Here is a 17,701-nt window from a genome sequence, read left to right as displayed (position 1 = left end):
ATTAATTCGCTGCCTGTAATCTAGGCAGCGCACGTTTAGCGCGTTGACTTGTATGTTAATGCGCTAACGTTATCGCAACTCCGCTGGCAGCTATGTCTTTACTTGAACATCTAGAACGGCAAATATCTGGGCTTACCCCATCTCTTTTACCCTCACGACATTTTGTTGTCGCTTACAGTGCTGGCATTGATTCACACGTGCTACTGCATGCACTGTGGAGATTACAGCAGGCAAAAAAAACACCCTTTACACTCAGCGCTATCTACATTCATCATGGTTTGAGTGAGAATGCCGATTTGTGGCAACAGCATTGCGCCGACGTATGCGATGCTCTCAATGTAGAGTTCGCAAGCGCCAAGGTGGCACTAGATTTTTCAAATGGCAAAGGGATTGAAGCCCAAGCGCGAGAAGCGCGTTATGCCAAACTAGTTGAAATGGCGCCCACAGACAGCACCATCATGCTTGCTCAGCATCAAGACGATCAATTAGAAACCGTGTTGCTACAACTAAAAAGAGGCGCGGGCCCAAAAGGGTTGAGCGGAATGGGTGCTTATTTTACCAGTGCTAAACTGGATGCCTCGCAGCACAATGTGCACTTTTTTAGACCCTTGTTGGATATTAGCCAGCAGCAAATTCAGCACTATGCTAAAGAGCAGTCGCTTGTGTGGCAAGAAGATGAGTCTAATCAAAATACTGATTTTGAGCGCAACTTTATTCGCCGTGATGTCGCGCCTTTGCTCAATGAGCGTTGGCCGCATATTGCACAGTCGGTATCACGCAGTGCCAAGCTTTGTGCCGAGCAGCAAGCCTTGTTAGATGAGGTGTCCCTAGAAAAGTTACAGCCGTTGCGAAAACCCAATAATACCTTATGTGTTAAGGGGCTTTTGGCGCTGACAGAGGCTTGGCGGTTACAAGTAGTGCGTTTGTGGCTAGATGAGCAGAATATTCTAAGCCCAAGCCAAGCAATATTGACCCAGTTGAGCAATGAGTTATTGCTTTCAGCTCAAGATGCAAACCCAATTATTCAGTGGCAAAGCTGGCAGTTCAGGCGGTTTGAAGACGCCTTGTATGTGATTACTGTACCCAAAGACGTTAAGTCGTATAGCACAATACTAAGCTTATCGAAGAAATACGAACTCCCTCTGTCGTTAGGATGTGTTGAGCTTGTTAGGGCACAAGATTGGGGAGGCAGTAAGTCATTCTTGGCTATTGATAGCCCAGATAATAGCCCAGAGTTTGGCCAAGTTACGCTCTCTTTCGGCGGCTTTTCGCGGCGCTTTACCCCACAAAATTCACCGCACTCTAAGCCCCTCAAACAATGGTTTAAGCAGTGGCATATAGCGCCTTGGGAGCGCAGTCAGATTGCGGTTATCTCTCAGAATGAACGGATTGTGGGTTTGTTACGAAAAGGCGCGTTTTTGCCTAGCCAACACAGTGCTGATTTACGCGCGCGTGGGGACTTCGCGTACGGCTTAAGTTATTCAGGTGAATAAGGTTTCGTAATAAGATTTAACACAATTCTGCCATGTTAGTCACGGGAGTGTCATAAAACATCAGTAGCCTGCAAGCATTGTCTGACTACCTCTTTTCGCTACTTGAAAAAACTCAAACGCTACCAATATGAACGCTATGCAGTGTTATGCAAATTGGCCTACCCAAAAACCTTTGATCATGTAGAGCTGGGTTTCTCAGAGCACGGACACGTGGCGATCAAAAATCGCCAAGGCCATGTATTAGCGCGCATTTTATGGCAAGAAAAAAAGAAAGAAGTGATAGTGGTATTTCGTGGCTCGCAAGTATTGAGTGATTGGTTAACGAACTTGTGTTGTTTTCCCAAACGAAAGCGTTTCGGCAATATCGTCTATTACATTCACTATGGTTACGATAGGTTGCTCAACCAAAAGGTTGCGGGGGCCGAGCCCGAAGATGAAGCGCTGAGTATCTATCAGCAGATTGAAAAAGTATTAGCGCCATTGATAGCGAATGGAAAGAGAATTAGTTTAACAGGGCACTCATCAGGCGGTGCTATGGCAATTTTGACGGCGGATTGGCTAGAAAGACGCTTTGATACGCCAGTGCGCAGGGTTGTGACCTTTGGCCAGCCATCTACAGGGTTTAGAAGCTTTAACAAACATTATACGCTTCACCGTCGAACTTATCGTATCTGTTGCGATTTAGACATTATTACCTTTTTGCCGCCTTTGCCGGGTATATTCAAACATGTGGGGCGCAATCTTTGGCTGCATAATGAACGAATTTACGAAAACATACGACCATCTGTGCGTTTATACAAAACTCTCACTAGCTGGCTTATCTCACCTATTTCTTATCATTACATGCACAAGTACATACGCAACAAAGACTTTTTTGATAAGCATTAAGGTCTACCCTTAAAGTGTGAGTTTGTCCTGTATATAATCCAGAAACGCACTGATACGAGAAGATAGAGCGGTGTTTTTATAATATACCGCGTTTATTTGCTCTCTTGGGTGCGGGCTTATCACACTTCCTTGGAGTACTTTGAGCAACTTGCCCTCACGCACGTCCTTAGCGATCATAAAGTCAGACAACAAGGCAACACCGTTGCCTTGTAAGCAAAGTTGACGAATAGTTTCACCACTGCTGCCTAAAATATTAGGTTTGAGCGGTTTGGGTAACCTGTGCTTTAAAGGCCAATTATTCAGATTAGCTGAATGGGCGAAGCCAATGATGCTACATTCCGATAGGGTTTCTAGGGTCATCGGGGCGGATAAACTCTGTAAGTAGGCTGGGCTGGCGACTAAATGCAGCTGACTGTTTCCCAATAACCTGGCGTGTAAGTTCGAGTCTTCTAGCTGGCCTATGCGAATAGCCACATCCGTACGTTTTTCAATTAAATCGATGATGCTTTCATTGGAAATTAACTCCAATTCGATCAGAGGATAAGCTTCTCGAAAACCTGCTATTAATGGGGTTAATTGGTGAAGCATAAAAGGAGAGGCTGCATCGACTCTTAAGTTGCCCGTAGGCGTTTGCTTGAGTTCGCGTAATCTAGATTCTGCGTAATTGAGCTGTTGTAAACTAACTCGTACCTCATTAACAAAAAACAGCCCTTCTTGGGTTAGCTCCACGCGCCTCGTGGTGCGATTTAATAAGGTGCAATCAAGATCTTGCTCTAGCTTAGCAATAGCGCGCGACACACGAGCAACTTGGGTGTCGAGTTGTTTAGCTGCTGCACTAAAGCCCCCGTTATCGACGACCGCTATCAGCATTTCTAAGGACGCAGTTTGAGAAATTATCGTCATAGCAAAGAGATCATCCGAATTACGCAGGTGAATTAGCGTTAGTTAACACAATAGTAATCTCCTTTAACCTGAAAAACGAAAGGTTTCATATTTAGGTCGTGATGAGTTTTTGCATTGTGCTTAATAACGCGTCGCTTGATGTTGCTTTATTGAATCAAGGTATTGCGCTTGCTTCAGCTTTTGCTGCGTACTTAGGTCAGCGGTTTTTAATAGGGTCTTGCAGTGCTTTAAACCGCTTTCTTGCTCTTCATTTAGGCCATCATCTTGGGCTAATCGTGTCAGTACCTTTAACAAACTTAGGCCAATATTGGTGTTTTTAGGGGATAACTGTAGTGCTTGAGTGAGCAGCTTATAGGCTGGAGAAAAGCGTTTGTTTTTGTAGTGTACTGAGGCCATTTCCGCCAATTCCTTGGGATTGTGGTGGATCTCGGTACGTTCAAATTGTTCTTGCTCTAAATATTCAGCCATGACTTGGTTGGTAAAATCATTGCCGTTGATTTGTTCTTTCATACGCTCAAGAATCGCTAATGATTGCTCTCGTTGACCAATCTCATGAAACGCTTTGACCTTATCTAAATTGTCTTCAACCGAATGCCAGCTGTTAACCTGAGCTTGCTCTTGCATCAATTGTTCTGCTTGCTGTTTTTTGTCTTTCAAGCTTAATAGCCGCGCTTGGATCACAATCAATTGATTTTTAAAGCCATTGATATGAGCAAACTCTTGTTGGACATTGAGTAGTTTGCGCTCAGTCTCTGCTAGCAAGTTCTTCGCTTGCGTGGTTGAGACCGTGCTGGCTAAGTCTATGCCTGCGCGTATCACATTGAGAATAAGCTCGGGACTGTCATGAATTGAGTTTTTAGCATATTTTGCCATATTCTGCGTGGCCAGATATTGGCCCATAGGATCGTGATTAAGGCGAGCAAGATCCCATGCTTTTCGGTGTCGCTGAATATTACGCGGGGCTAGCTTGCTGGCTTCTTTTATCAGCTCATACCCTTTCTCATAGTCTTCTTGGCTAATGTAATATTCGGTGAGGGCATCGTATGTAGCAAAGCGGGTATCGTCGCGCTCTAATAAATCATCTGCTAGCGCTTGTGCTTCTACTATCTTATCTTGCTGTAATAAGGTTCTGACTAACCCCACTGCCACCCAGCCGTAGTCACATTCTTTGAGCAAAGTTCGGTAAAACGTTTCTGCGTCAGCATATTCCTGCAAGTTAAATAAACAGCGACCGATTAAGCGATTGATTTGCGGTCGATATTGAGCAAGTGATTCGTCTTCAAGTTGACGTTGTGCTAGGTAAATAGCGCTTGGGTATTCTTGATGATCGAAGCAATAGTTCAAACGATACAATTGGCTTTTAATCTTTAAAATATGATTAATACGCTGGGCAACGCGATATTTATCCAATGGCTTAACCCAAAAATCGTCGGGTTGAAGCTCCATTACGCAATTGACCAGTTCTGGGGAGGTATCAGCGCTGAGAAAAATGACGCTGGTGGTTTTAGCAATAAACCCTTTAAAGCGCATTTCTTCCAAAAGGTTAAAGCCGTCTTTATCACTGCGCACGTCAAATGCTACTAAGATAATGTCGAAACGGATATGTTCACACAGACGGATAGCGTAAAAAGCATTTTGCGCACAGCGAACATGTTCAATGCCTACTTCATGAAATGCTGACTTTATGGTGTCTTGTACTAAAGATTGGCCATCAATGACTAACACATGTAGCTCACTGATGGGAGCCTGAGGAGGTATCTTAATCACACTAAATCCATCTAACCGTGTTCATAGGTATCTTGTTGTTATGACACAACGTTATATTGAACCATGGATAAGCTCAATCACTTTTTAAGTATAGATATCTATTCAGCAAGTGAACTTGCTGTGAAAGGGACTAGGTATTCTAATGAAGTATGAGCAGAGGGCTTACTTTTTATTGCGATACATGGCGGCGTCTGCGCGCTTAAACAGGCTATGTTCTGTGTCGCCTTGTTGATAAATAGCACTGCCGATGCTGCAGCCAATATCGTGCTGAGCGAGAAAGTTATTTTGTTTAAACGCCAGTTGGATACGTTGTGAAATTTGTGCACAGGAATTAATACAGGTGTCTGTGAGTAGGCAACAGAATTCGTCACCGCCGTAGCGAAAGGCAAAATCCGTGTCACGCAAACTGGCTGAAATAGTGTCAGCGCAGGCGATAAGTATTTTATCCCCATGTGAATGGCCGTATTGATCGTTCACTTGTTTAAACTTATCAAGGTCGATAACTAAAAGCGCAAATTGACTGGGTTGGCGTTTTGCATGACTAAATAGGCGATGCATGGTGTCATTAAAGCTGCTGCGGTTTCTTAGTGCTGTTAAGTTATCTCTAGTCGCTGCAAGTTTTATGCGTTCATATTCTAGGCCGTTTTTTAACGGGTTTTTAAATAACATGTGCAACTGCTGTACGATTTGCCATTCGCGCACGGCCAACGTACGAGAAAATGCATAGTGGATCATAGCGATTTGCTTTTCATCTTGGCGCACAGCTAAGTGTTTATGATGTCGACTTTTCGCTAGCTCTCCATAGTGAATGTCGTTGTGATTACACTGGATTTTTAAGCCACACAGGGGTAACGTATTTTGCAGTTGCTGAAAAAATAGCTCGCTAAGTACGGTCAGGTCAATAGTGGTTAACCATTTTTGAAAGAAAGCACTGAGTTCATGTTGATTTAAAACAGGGGCGTAATGACCTGGATTAAATACATTTTCACCCACGTGTTGTTCATAAAGCTGATTAAGTTGTTCCACCACTGACTCCTGCCAAAAAATTGGCGAACTCGCTATAAATAGCACTCTGATTTACGGTAATGCTTAGTCTAAGCAGTATTCGTGCCCAAAAATGGATTTTATCGGATAAGAGGTGGTAACCCTTGTAATGCATGGGATTTTTTCAAATATAGTAATATTAATGGCCGTCGCCGTGGCAAGTGTGTGGTTGTTTAAGCGCATAAACTTGCCGCCTATTTTGGCCTACTTGTATTGCGGTATTCTTGCCGGTCCCGATTTACTTGCGTTATTTGAACACCCTGAAGACATGCAAACATTTGCTGAGTTGGGGGTGGTTTTTCTTCTGTTTTCTCTGGGGCTAGAGTTTTCTCTGCCGAAGATGATTGCCATGCGACAAATGGTATTTGGCGTAGGCTTAGGCCAGATGTTACTGACCACAGTGGCGTTTATGGGCATTAGCATGCTGCTCGGAGTTGGTTTACCAGCCGCGATTATCGTTGGCAGTATTGTGGCGCTTTCCTCGACCGCGATTGTCATCAAACAAACCAATGACATGGGTATTTTAAATACGTCCCGCGCGCAAATGGCAGTGAGTATTCTGCTTTTTCAAGATTTAGCCGTAGTTCCCTTATTAATCGTGGTACCGCTTTTAGCCATTGACGGTGGGCAAAGTCTCGGTGTGGCTATTTCCTTATCGATTGTTAAAGGCGTAGTGGTGGTATTTATTCTGATGTCTGTCGGTAAATGGATACTCCCTAGGGTATTTACCGAAGTTGCCCAAACGCGCACTGATGAGCTTTTCGTATTAACCACTATTTTGGTCGCGTTAATGGCTGCTGGTCTGACTTATTCGTTCGGTTTGTCTATGGCGCTAGGGGCATTTTTAGCCGGCATGATGCTGGGTGAGAGTCAATATAAATACCAATTAGAAGCGGACATTCGGCCGTTTCGAGATATTTTGATGGGGCTGTTTTTTATTACCATAGGTATGCGGCTGAATCTCACTGATTTATTAGCACAGTGGCACTGGGCATTATTGGGCTTAGGCGGAATGCTGCTAATTAAAGTGATCATCATTCGTTTAGCAGGCGGGTTGTTCGGTGTGCCAAAAGAGGACGCATGGGCAGCAGGTTTTAAGTTGTGCCAAATGGGTGAGTTTAGTTTTGTGATCGCCGCTCTGGCAGTGGATCACAACATTCTTTCTACGCAAGTTGGCTCGCTTATTCTCAGTATTGGTATCTTAAGTATGGCGATGACGCCTTGGCTAGTGACCCGAAGCTCTGATTTTGCCAAGCGAATTGTCAATGCGCCAGCTCCGGCGTTAGAGGCCAGTGAAACCCTTGCCAGTCAACACGAGCAGATGCATGACCATGTGATAATCATGGGCTTTGGTCGGGTCGGTCAGTCCGTTAGCCGCCTACTGAAAAGCGAGGCGATCCCGTATTTAGTGATTGACGCCGATCCAGTGCGGGTACACGAAAGTCAAAGTGCCGGTCAGCCGGTATATTTTGGTGATGTTCGGCAAAAAGATATCCTCAGAGCGGTGGGGATAGAAAGAGCGAAGCTCGTGCTTATTACCTTTGACGAGCACAATAAAGCGATGGCAGTTATTCAGCTTATCTCAAGTTTGTATCCAGATTTACCTATCGTTGTGCGCACTCGTAAAGACTACCGTATGAGCGAACTATACAGTGCAGGTGCCAGTCAGGTGGTACCTGAAATTCTAGAGGGGAGCTTGATGTTGGTGTCTCAGGTGTTGCATTTGTCAGGTATTCCAATGTCACGCATTTTGAAACGGGTGCGTAAAGAGCGCAAAGGGCACTATGGCAACATGCATGGTTTCTTCCCCGGTGAAACCACAGAATTAAGCTATGAAAAACAAGACAAATTGGAATTTATGCATGCCGTGGTTATTGCAAATAACGCATTTGCGGTAGGTAAGTCTCTAACAGAGCTGAATATTACCCGTTCGGGGGTGAAGGTTAAGGGTCTGCGTAGAGACAATATTGAATTAGAAAGCCCTCCATCAGACACAGTGCTAAGTATAGGTGATGTACTGGTGATCAGCGGAAAACCCAGGCGTGTTGAGCGAGCTGAGCGGTTTTTACTGGAAGGCGATTAATCCGTTTAGCTAAGAAAACCTCTGGATTTCTCAGTTCACTTGCACTTCGCAAAGTTAACTGGCTATTTTTATTCACTTTTATATTAACGTTTATATTAACTTTAAGAAGTACTATGTCTCATTCGTCCATTATCACTGCTAGTTCCATCGCTGTTGTTTCTGATATCTCTGTTTTGCAAGGGCAAAGTGTCACCAAAGGGCAAACTGTTTTAACCTTACATATCATGGGCACGGATTTGCCGGTTGTTGCCAGCCATACTGGCAGGGTTAAACGTGTTTGGGTCAAGGTCGATGATGAAGTAGAGGTTGAGCAAAAACTACTTGAGATTGTGGATGAAAGCCAGCTGGCAGTAGCAGAAGCAACAGAAGCACAAGTGATGTCCAGTACTGATAAAGCGTTAAGTGAGTTTGAAAAGCGCAAAGCGTCGACTCTTGATGAGGTGCGAAGCACTCAACTAGCGAAACGCCAAGCTCAAGGTTTTAGAAGTGCGCGGCAAAACCTAGCGCAAATATGCGATGTTCAGCAATTTATGGAATATGGGCAGTTTGCCGTTGCCGCTCAGAGGCAGCGCCGCGATTATCAACAACTTAAAACGGCCACCGCCGCCGATGGCATCATCACAGGTGTAGGTGAGATCAACCGACCACAGGGCGCATCTGCATCAACTCAAGCTTATAAAACGGCCATAGTGATCAATGATTACAGCGTACTGGCTGGCACGCAAGGGTTCTTTCATCACCAAAAGTTGGACCGTATTCTGGCCGTGGCCCAAGCGCAATCTCTACCGGTTATCATGTTTACCGAAGGCGGAGGTGGCAGGCCAGGAGATACTGATATCACTATCGTTAATTCGGGGCTGCAGTGTGCGTCGTTTTCCAGTTGGGCAGCGTTAAGTGATGTGGTGCCACGCATTGCGATAGCAAACGGTTATTGTTTTGCCGGTAACGCGGCATTATTTGGTGCGGCAGATATCCGAATAGCAACAAAAAAGTCTTGGATTGGTATGGCAGGGCCCGCCATGATTGAAGGAGGCGGTCTTGGTAAAGTGAGCGCAAAAGACATTGGCCCCATTGAAACACAAGCATCGAACGGTGTGGTGGATATTGTTGCCGATGACGAAATTCATGCCTCAGAATTGGCAAAGCGCTGCTTAGGTTACTTTCAAGGCCCCATTGAATATTCGCCGCAAGAACAGGTTGAGAAAGACGCTCAGCAGATTGCGCTAAGAGATGTGTTACCAGATGACCGCCGGTTTGTGTACGACATACGAAAAGCAATAGCGATCTTGGGCGATGAAGACAGCTTTACAGAACTACAGCGCCAGTTTGGGGGCGCGATTATTACTGGCTTTATGCGCATGCAAGGTAAGCCGGTGGGGGTTTTAGCCAGCGATTGTAAGGTATTAGGCGGCGCGATAGATGTAGAAGCCGGTGAAAAAGCCGCTGAGTTTATGCGCCTATGCAATGCGTTCTCAATCCCACTGATAAGCTTATGCGATACGCCAGGTTTTATGGTGGGGCCGGAGCACGAGCAACGAGGGGCAGTACGACGCTTGTCAGCGTTATTCACCTCTGGTGCTAAGCTAACTGTCCCTTTAATTGCAGTGGCGATACGTAAATGCTACGGCCTTGGCGCACAGGCCTTGTTAGGTGGCAGCACGATGAAACCGCAATATATGTTGTCATGGCCAACCGGTGAGTTTGGCGGTATGGGATTAGAAGGAGCGGTTAAATTGGGGTTCAGTAAAGAGCTTGCGGCGCAAGAGGATCCACATGCGCGTCAACAGTTATTTGAAAAGCTCGTTGCAAAACAATACGCAAACGGTCAAGCCACGGAAGTGGCGAGTGTACTTGAAATTGATGCCGTCATTGATCCTGCAAGTACTCGAACGGCGATCCTACAAACGTTATTTTCATAAAAGCTGCCTATTCTTTAACGCCAACAGGCGGTTTTGATCGTGCTTTACTGGCAACATGGGTATGATAGCGCCATTCAACGCTCAAAGACGACTTTGAGCCAGTGCCCAAATAGGAATAACAAATGATTAATAACGATGTGATGCGTCGTATTCGCTATATTTTTGACTTTAATGATAAGCAAATGCTCGACGTATTTGCTCAGGCAGAATACCCAGCGACAACAACCCAACTACATAGTTGGTTGCGTAAAGAAGAAGAGCCAGAGTTTGTTCGAATTACCGACTTACAATTTGCCCTGTTCTTAAATGGTTTGATTAACTTAAAACGCGGCAAGCGAGAAGGCGCACCTGCTCCAGTAGAGCGAGTGTTAACCAACAACATTATTTTAATGAAACTCAAAATTGCGCTTAATCTGCAAGCAGAAGATATTCTAGATATTATGCAAAAAAGTGACTTTCGTCTTTCCAAGCACGAATTAAGTGCTTTGTTCCGTAAGCCAGGAAATCGCCATTATCGAGAGTGTCAGGATCAGTTCTTGAGAAACTTTTTAAAGGGGTTACAGCTAAAATTAAGGGGTGAAGCCCAAAAGGATTAACCTGTTTTTGCGGGCTTTTGCTGTTCTTACATTAGATTAAAGTGTAAGTGTAAAGTACTGCTGATTTTATTTTTGCGTGCTACATTAAACACACTATAAATAAGAATAAGCCTATGTTACTGACGTACGTTGTACTTTTAATGACGCTACTTTTTTCTCTTCAAGTGCAGTCAAATTCAAATACAAATCATGATTTGTTCACGATTAATGTGACTGAAGCAGCAGGCCCCGTGCCGCAAAAAAGTACGCTGCGTTTGTTTAAACGTTTGTATGAAAATCTCGATATCGATCCTACCTTGGTTTACCTTCCATCAAAGCGCGGTTTAGCGATGGTTAACACAGGGGAGATCGATGCAGAGGCCTATCGTTTTGCCTCTGTGGGCCAACGCTATGCAAATCTTATTCGGGTTGAAGAACCAATAGGGGTAGGGAATACAGGTTTTTTCTGTGTTCAATTAGCCCAATGCGATCTTTCAAAAAAACAAAAAATCGCGATGCTAGTAGGGTTTGAGCGAGCAAAAGATATATGCACACAATTTGCCCTGAGTTGTGAGTATGTGTCGTCTGCCAAAGCGTTGGTTAAATTACTTGATAAAGGTTTGGTGCAGTCAATTTTAGCCACCACGCTTGAAGGTAAACAAATTATTTGCCAAGCAAGCCAAGACACCTATTTTTTTAAATTAGAAGCATCGCTTGTACGCTATGGCTATCATTTCATTCATCGTAAACATCATGCACTCGCCCCTAAACTTGCAGAAAATTTACGTACTATGCGCAAACAGGGCTGGTTAAACAGTGATCGCAGTTTAATTCAACAAACTCAATATGATTGCGGCAAGGAAGTAGTGATTTTGTAACACTGTTCACGGTTTCCTGTCTCACGGTCTGTTTTTATATTAATAAGGGAGCCCTCATATACCAAGAAAAGTGCGGATCTCTTCTGCTCTGGCGAGCCCATCTTTCATCCCAAGGGCAATTAGCTCCTTACAGTACTCTTGTTCAAAAATTAAATAACTGAGTAACGACGAGTCAGCTTTGTTGTGCAAGCCCATTAATCGCAAAAGTGATTTAATCCCCGACGGCATTTGATGAAAGTGTCGTGCAGCCATGTCATTAAACGAGATACTTGGGTTGATGACTAAACACTCTATGGTTTTTAAAGGGCTCTGTAGGCGCTGTTGCGGCGTTAATTGTTCAAGCGTTTGATTAATGCGCTGCATACGTTCTAAATCAGAGCGCAAAGTGTCGGCGAAAATGGTGTCTAACAAATGGCCGGCAATTTCTAAACTGCTTGGGTAGTGAGCAACTTGAGTGAACCTAGGGGCTTTTTCGGGTTGCTCAACACCAATGACCATAATTTTTTCAGCGCCCAGATGAATGGCGGGGCTTAAAGGAGATAATTGATGTACGGAGCCATCACCCAAAAATTCGCCGTCTAATTTGACCGGTGGAAAGACTAAAGGGATAGCAGATGACGCCATCAAATGTTCACTGTGCAACGCGGTTTTTATTCCACGGCGCTGCTGCCTGTGCCAAGGCGCAATGTCGTGATGACCTTGAAAGTAACTAATTGAGTCGTGCGTGCTATAGCTCGATGCACTTATGCTAATCGCTCGTAAGTAGCCCCTGGCAACATTGTTATCGATACGTTTGAAATCTAAGCGATTACGAATGAGTTTTCGAAGGGGGGCGTTATTTAATAAGCTGCTGGCTTGTTTTTGATTAAGGGTTGACTGAAAGCTACGAAAATAACTTTGCGCTAAATGGGAATACACATCACGAATACCGCTGCCATAGACTTGACGCGTGGTGAAGTTCTTCCACACATGCTCTAATTTGCGTATGCCTAAGTGATAACATGAGGCATAGCACGCAAGCCCAGTGGCATTTATCGCACCGGCTGAACTACCACAAACAATAGGAAACGGAATACCTTGGTTGCGAGGTAGGTAAGTACTAATGGATTTAAGTACGCCTAATTGATAAGCAGCGCGCGCACCACCACCTGATAAAAGCAACGCATAATGATGACGTTTATGTATGGTCAATTTGGGTCCTACTCATTCTTCTATAAAGTGATGCACATCCCTTCAGCGGCAGCAAATAATTCAAGATCTGCCTCTGCTATGGCAACTAACTCTTGGCAGTGAGCTTCTACCGCGGCAACGTTATCGTCAGTTCGCGAGTGATCATGGCTATATAAGGCCAAGCGTTTTGCTCGACATGCCATCGTCAGTTTTACTGCTTCCTCTGCTACCGAATGACCCCAGCCAGCTTTGCCGGGCATGTCCGCTAACATATACTGGGCATCATGCACCACCAAGTCGGCGTCTCGGGCAAACTCAACCCAGTCTAAAAAGTCAGTGCTTTTCTTGTACGGTGGGTAAAGTTCATTATCCGTAATGTACACGACTTTCTTACCATCAGCGATAATACTATAGGCGCTGCCACCACCCGGGTGATTGATTTTTTGACGCGTAATTTTTGCTTCGCCAATGTGCCATTGCTGAATGTTTTCGGCTTTTACATCTAGCAAAATAGAGGATTGCAAGGTATCAAATTGTACAGGAAAGTAGCTACCACTCATTTGCTTTAAAATATTGTCGTGCTCCCCTAGGGTAGTTTGTCCTGGGGTAATGTGAATGTTACGTTTTGGCTGAAAAATAGGTGCAAAAAAAGGAAAGCCTTGAATATGATCCCAATGGTTGTGACTCAAAAGAAGGTGAATATCTCCATCTTTCTTAACGAGTTTTTGACCTAACGCCCGTATGCCTGTACCTGCGTCGATAATGATGTCGGTACCGTCGTTTAATTCAATGTGGACACATGCAGTATTGCCGCCGTACTTCACATACTCAGCGCCAGGCGTGGGCACAGAGCCTCGTACACCATAAAAGGTCAATTCCATTAATATACTCATTTATTAGGCGCTAGGGCTGTACAAAGTGATTGAGTGGCACAGTTAATAGCACGCTTTTCGCATCTACCAAGATTAGCACTAATGCGCGCGTTCAATAAGCCTTAATCTTATACACGGGTATATTGCGGGCAAGAAAAAAGCGCAATCCATGCGCTTTTATTATCAACTGGCCGAGGGTGTTGGTCAGTTTAGCTAGACTTACTGAAAGTCGCTTTATAAGGTGGCGATGAAATCTGCAATCTGAGGAATATCAATCAGTTGCTTTTCACCGTTGCGGCGGTTCTTATATTCTACTTTTTGTTCATCAAGGTTACGCTCACCAATCACTATCGTGTGAGGTATGCCGACTAACTCCATGTCATTGAACATAACGCCTGGGCGCTCTTTACGATCATCAAATAACACTTCGATTCCCGCGGCTTTCAACTGGGCGTACATCTGTTCAGCAACCTGTTGAATACGGTGAGATTTGTGCATGTTCATAGGCACGATAGCGACTTTGAATGGGGCAATTGCATCAGGCCAAATAATCCCGTATTTATCGTGATTTTGTTCAATGGCAGCGGCCACGATACGTGAAACCCCAATGCCATAACAACCCATGTTAAGCACTTGGTGTTTGCCGTTTTCATCTAGCACACCACAGTTCAACGCTTCTGAATACTTGCTTCCAAGCTGGAATATATGGCCGACTTCAATACCACGTTTTATTTCAAGCGTACCCTTGCCATCAGGAGATGGATCACCCGCTTGCACGTTACGTATGTCTGCTTGTTGATATTCTTTTGCGTCACGCTCCCAGTTGGCACCGCTGTAGTGAACGTCATTTTCATTTGCACCACATACAAAATCAGCTAGCACCGCTGCACTGTGATCTGCAATCACAGGAATGTTTAAACCAACAGGGCCGATTGAGCCAATTCCACAACCAATAGCTTCTTCAATTTGTGCTTCGCTGGCCATAGTAAGCGGAGCAAAAACGCCATCTAATTTTTCTGCTTTAAGCTCGTTTAACTGATGATCGCCGCGCAGTACTAGGGCAACCAGTCCTTGTTGACCTTTATCATCTGCATCACCCAGTACGATAAGTGTTTTCACTGATTGCTGTGCAGGAACGCTTAATAGTGCACTAACTTGCTCAATGGTTTTGGCATTTGGCGTGGCAACTTTGGTTAGCTCAGCGCTTGGGGCTGGGCGGTCAAATTGCGGCGCTGCTGCTTCGGCTTTTTCAATGTTAGCAGCGTAATCTGAAGCGTTACTAAAAGCGATATCGTCTTCACCTGACTCAGCAAGTACGTGGAATTCATGGGAAGCGTTTCCGCCGATAGAGCCGTTGTCAGCAATAACCGGACGGAATTCTAAATTGATACGCTCGAACACGCGGCAGTATGCGGCAAACATTTCGTCATAAGTTTTATTTAAACATTCGTCACTTAAGTGAAACGAGTAGGCATCTTTCATGGTGAATTCACGGCCACGCATAACACCAAAACGCGGACGTACTTCGTCGCGGAATTTGGTTTGAATCTGATATACGTTTAGCGGTAATTGCTTATAGCTACTCACTTCGTTTTTGACCAAGGCGGTCACAACTTCTTCATGAGTTGGGCCTAAAACAAAATCTCGAAAGTGACGGTCTTTTACGCGTAAAAGCTCTGGGCCGTATTCGTCCCAACGACCAGACTCTTGCCATAAATCAGCAGGTTGCACTACAGGCATGAGTATTTCTAATGAGCCAGCTCGATCCATTTCTTCGCGCACGATCTGCGCGACTTTGTTTAGTACACGCAAGCCAGTGGGTAACCAAGTGTAAAGTCCTGATGCTAGTTTGCGAACCAAGCCTGCGCGTAGCATAAGCTGGTGGCTGATGACTTCTGCATCAGCAGGTGTTTCTTTTTGGGTCGATAATAAATATTGGCTTGTGCGCATTGGCGTGAGCTTCTCAATTAGGTATAGGTTAGAAATCGGCGGCTATTCTACCAGCCACTCTGGCTAGGCTAAAGTCCCTTAACGTTAAATCTTGCTAAACTTTATCTGTTTATAGCTCTTCTTAATCAGGCGCATGCTGAACGATACTCGTTACATAATTGGCTTGTCCGCTGACTCGCCAGCGAATGTTCAGATCATATAGGCTCATACCGTACTGAGCATCGCTTTCTTGTTTGGCCTTGTATGCTGGGCGCGGGTCTTGCGCCAACACTTGTTCGATAAGTTTGCTCAGCATAGGGTATCTGCTTTGCCAGTAGGCTAATTGCTCTGCACATTGGCTTTCAAAGTACACCGCCATCGTTGGTGGTGGCTGGGCAGCAAACCCACCCGTTGCCTGGGGAATGTTATCAGCCCAAGGCACGTAGGGTTTTATATCGATTATTGGTGTGCCATCAAGTAAGTCTACGCCTTTGACGTGCAGGCTTAACTGGCCGTTTTTGTGCTCCACTTTGTGATACTGAACGACCGACATACCAATACTATTTGGCCTAAAGGTGCTACGTGTGGCCAACACACCTTGTTTTTTGTTTCCACCGAGGCGCGGAGGCCGCACCATAGGAGACCAACCTTGTTCTGCCGTTTTATGAAACTGAAATAACAACCATAAATGGCTGAACTGTTCTATTCCGCGCAGCATGTTTGGATCGTTGAACGTATCACTAAAAACGACTTCTCCATAGGCGGCATCAACTAAGTTAGGTTGCCTAGGAATTGCAAACTTTTGCTGATATGGAGTGCGAATTACGCCTAGTGGCTGCAGGCTAATAGGGTGTTGCTTGAGCATGGTGACAGTTCGGTTAGTTAACAGCTTGGATGTTTGACTATGGTAAGCGTCTAAAGCGAGATAGCCAAAGTAAATTTCACACTGGGTTATGCTGGAACTCGCCAAGACCGCAGTATTAAACATTAGCGCATGTAAACTGCACCACGTAAACCGCCCATATAGGCTTTGCTGATGAATGCAGGTGGCATTTACCTTTGGCTTTGGTAACATTCACCTCTACTTATTATTCAGGTCAAATACGTGTTTGAATTTAGTCCGCACTCTAAACAACTGGCATCTAGCCTCTTTCTGGAACGTTTAATTGCCGATCAAACGTTTAATCAGTTTCATTTTATCAATGATCGCATCGTCAGTACGGTGGCCCACGAAGGGTTCTCGCGAAGCAAGCTTAGCTTGCAGGGGTTTGACTTAAGCGCTGAGCACAGTAGTGTCGTTATTTTTGCTGAAGGTCTCAGCCTAGCCAAGGTCTTTGCTGTATCTATGGCATTTTCAGATAAGCTCAATGTACTTTGTTATCAAATTCTACGTGATGTCCCGTTAACAGGGGCCGGCGTTGTATTGCGTGTTGAGCGCGAGAGCACTGAAGATTTAAGGCCGCTGCTCGAGCGAATTGCTACAGAACATGCAGTAGAAATCTGCTTGTTTTCAAGTGCGCCTCGTCTAGATGAGCCTGGCTTATTGGTGATGGACATGGACAGTACTGTAATCAGTGTTGAGTGCATAGATGAGATTGCCAAGCTCGCTGGCGTCGGGGACGAAGTATCCACTGTTACTGCTAAGGCTATGCAAGGTAAACTTGATTTCGAAGAGAGTTTACGCAGCCGCGTTGGCTGCCTAAAAGGGGCCAACGAAGATATATTGCAACAAGTCCGCCGAGCGTTGCCACTCATGCCTGGCGTGCTCAACTTGGTAAAATTCTTGAAGCAGCATCAATGGAAGCTCGCAATTGCATCTGGTGGCTTTACCTATTTTGCAGATTATCTCGCAGATAGACTAGAGCTTGATGGTGCTGTGGCCAATGAACTTGAAATCATTGATGGTAAGTTGACCGGGCAAGTATCAGGGAGCGTGGTTGATGCTCAAGTCAAAGCTGCGACTTTGCTTGAAATGGCCAATGAATTTGATGTTACGGACTGTCAAACCATTGCCATAGGCGATGGTGCTAATGATTTAGTCATGATGAACGCCGCAGCGCTTGGGGTGGCGTTTCATGCCAAACCGGTAGTGCGCGCCCAAGCTGATATATCTATCCGCAACGGTGGCTTAGATTCGTTACTTTGGGTATTGGCAGCAGCCACTCCCAGTCGTAAATAAG

Annotated in this window: 14 protein-coding genes; 7 read left to right on the top strand and 7 right to left on the bottom strand. The window is 45.0% G+C overall.

The window, feature by feature from the left end; all coding sequences use genetic code 11:
- Positions 1 to 92 precede the first annotated feature (92 nt).
- Positions 93 to 1,493: a tRNA lysidine(34) synthetase TilS gene (tilS, locus tag GCHA_RS13000; RefSeq protein ID WP_007988919.1), complete on the top strand. Its 1,401-nt coding sequence runs from the start codon at positions 93 to 95 to the stop codon at positions 1,491 to 1,493.
- A gap of 102 nt (positions 1,494 to 1,595) precedes the next feature.
- Positions 1,596 to 2,381 (top strand): lipase family protein, encoded by a 786-nt coding sequence (locus tag GCHA_RS12995; RefSeq protein WP_007988918.1) that lies wholly within the window; start codon positions 1,596 to 1,598, stop codon positions 2,379 to 2,381.
- Between the two features lie 9 nt (positions 2,382 to 2,390).
- Here the strand turns inward: GCHA_RS12995 and GCHA_RS12990 are convergent, their stop codons facing one another.
- The 3 genes from GCHA_RS12990 to GCHA_RS12980 form a co-directional block, all read right to left on the bottom strand.
- A complete protein-coding gene (locus tag GCHA_RS12990) occupies positions 2,391 to 3,284 on the bottom strand; it encodes a LysR family transcriptional regulator (protein WP_007988916.1) in 894 nt (297 codons plus the stop codon).
- A gap of 120 nt (positions 3,285 to 3,404) precedes the next feature.
- Positions 3,405 to 5,051 carry a response regulator gene (locus tag GCHA_RS12985; protein WP_318248976.1) on the bottom strand — a complete coding sequence of 549 codons (1,647 nt, stop codon included), beginning with the start codon at positions 5,049 to 5,051 and terminating at the stop codon, positions 3,405 to 3,407.
- Positions 5,052 to 5,213: 162 nt separating this feature from the next.
- Complete coding sequence (locus GCHA_RS12980; RefSeq protein WP_007988911.1) at positions 5,214 to 6,077, bottom strand: GGDEF domain-containing protein; 864 nt, start codon at positions 6,075 to 6,077, stop codon at positions 5,214 to 5,216.
- A gap of 127 nt (positions 6,078 to 6,204) precedes the next feature.
- On the opposite strand from GCHA_RS12980, the gene GCHA_RS12975 reads away from it, so the two are divergent.
- The 4 genes from GCHA_RS12975 to GCHA_RS12960 all read left to right on the top strand — a co-directional run bounded on the left by GCHA_RS12975 (position 6,205) and on the right by GCHA_RS12960 (position 11,550).
- Positions 6,205 to 8,178: a monovalent cation:proton antiporter family protein gene (locus GCHA_RS12975; protein WP_007988909.1), complete on the top strand. Its 1,974-nt coding sequence runs from the start codon at positions 6,205 to 6,207 to the stop codon at positions 8,176 to 8,178.
- Between the two features lie 113 nt (positions 8,179 to 8,291).
- Entirely contained in the window at positions 8,292 to 10,097 is a 1,806-nt protein-coding gene (locus tag GCHA_RS12970) for a carboxyl transferase domain-containing protein (RefSeq protein WP_007988908.1), read from the top strand.
- 122 nt (positions 10,098 to 10,219) lie between these two features.
- Positions 10,220 to 10,693, top strand: coding sequence for a YehS family protein (locus tag GCHA_RS12965; RefSeq protein ID WP_007988907.1), 474 nt, complete (start codon positions 10,220 to 10,222; stop codon positions 10,691 to 10,693).
- Positions 10,694 to 10,806: 113 nt separating this feature from the next.
- Positions 10,807 to 11,550: a hypothetical protein gene (locus GCHA_RS12960; protein ID WP_007988906.1), complete on the top strand. Its 744-nt coding sequence runs from the start codon at positions 10,807 to 10,809 to the stop codon at positions 11,548 to 11,550.
- 54 nt (positions 11,551 to 11,604) lie between these two features.
- Here the strand turns inward: GCHA_RS12960 and GCHA_RS12955 are convergent, their stop codons facing one another.
- The 4 genes from GCHA_RS12955 to tsaA all read right to left on the bottom strand — a co-directional run bounded on the left by GCHA_RS12955 (position 11,605) and on the right by tsaA (position 16,386).
- Positions 11,605 to 12,741, bottom strand: coding sequence for a patatin-like phospholipase family protein (locus GCHA_RS12955; RefSeq protein WP_007988905.1), 1,137 nt, complete (start codon positions 12,739 to 12,741; stop codon positions 11,605 to 11,607).
- Positions 12,742 to 12,761: 20 nt separating this feature from the next.
- Positions 12,762 to 13,601, bottom strand: coding sequence for an MBL fold metallo-hydrolase (locus tag GCHA_RS12950; RefSeq protein WP_007988904.1), 840 nt, complete (start codon positions 13,599 to 13,601; stop codon positions 12,762 to 12,764).
- Positions 13,602 to 13,826: 225 nt separating this feature from the next.
- A complete protein-coding gene (locus tag GCHA_RS12945) occupies positions 13,827 to 15,542 on the bottom strand; it encodes a proline--tRNA ligase (RefSeq protein ID WP_007988903.1) in 1,716 nt (571 codons plus the stop codon).
- Positions 15,543 to 15,663: 121 nt separating this feature from the next.
- Complete coding sequence (gene tsaA / locus GCHA_RS12940; protein WP_039992504.1) at positions 15,664 to 16,386, bottom strand: tRNA (N6-threonylcarbamoyladenosine(37)-N6)-methyltransferase TrmO; 723 nt, start codon at positions 16,384 to 16,386, stop codon at positions 15,664 to 15,666.
- A gap of 240 nt (positions 16,387 to 16,626) precedes the next feature.
- On the opposite strand from tsaA, the gene serB reads away from it, so the two are divergent.
- On the top strand, positions 16,627 to 17,700 hold the full coding sequence (gene serB, locus GCHA_RS12935) for a phosphoserine phosphatase SerB (RefSeq protein ID WP_007988900.1): 1,074 nt from the start codon (positions 16,627 to 16,629) through the stop codon (positions 17,698 to 17,700).
- Position 17,701 lies beyond the last annotated feature (1 nt).

The organism is Paraglaciecola chathamensis S18K6 (assembly GCA_000314955.1).
GTDB classification, from domain to species: Bacteria; Pseudomonadota; Gammaproteobacteria; order Enterobacterales; family Alteromonadaceae; genus Paraglaciecola; species Paraglaciecola chathamensis.
This window is presented reverse-complemented; position numbering and strand designations above follow the sequence as displayed.

Excerpts from the sequence above, each read along its gene's own strand:
- tilS (WP_007988919.1), top strand. The coding sequence starts at position 93 with ATGTCTTTACTTGAACATCTAGAACGGCAAATATCTGGGCTTACCCCA.
- GCHA_RS12990 (WP_007988916.1), bottom strand. The coding sequence starts at position 3,284 with ATGACGATAATTTCTCAAACTGCGTCCTTAGAAATGCTGATAGCGGTC.
- GCHA_RS12975 (WP_007988909.1), top strand. The coding sequence starts at position 6,205 with ATGCATGGGATTTTTTCAAATATAGTAATATTAATGGCCGTCGCCGTG.
- GCHA_RS12970 (WP_007988908.1), top strand. The coding sequence starts at position 8,292 with ATGTCTCATTCGTCCATTATCACTGCTAGTTCCATCGCTGTTGTTTCT.
- GCHA_RS12965 (WP_007988907.1), top strand. The coding sequence starts at position 10,220 with ATGATTAATAACGATGTGATGCGTCGTATTCGCTATATTTTTGACTTT.
- GCHA_RS12960 (WP_007988906.1), top strand. The coding sequence starts at position 10,807 with ATGTTACTGACGTACGTTGTACTTTTAATGACGCTACTTTTTTCTCTT.
- GCHA_RS12950 (WP_007988904.1), bottom strand. The coding sequence starts at position 13,601 with ATGGAATTGACCTTTTATGGTGTACGAGGCTCTGTGCCCACGCCTGGC.
- GCHA_RS12945 (WP_007988903.1), bottom strand. The coding sequence starts at position 15,542 with ATGCGCACAAGCCAATATTTATTATCGACCCAAAAAGAAACACCTGCT.
- tsaA (WP_039992504.1), bottom strand. The coding sequence starts at position 16,386 with ATGCTCAAGCAACACCCTATTAGCCTGCAGCCACTAGGCGTAATTCGC.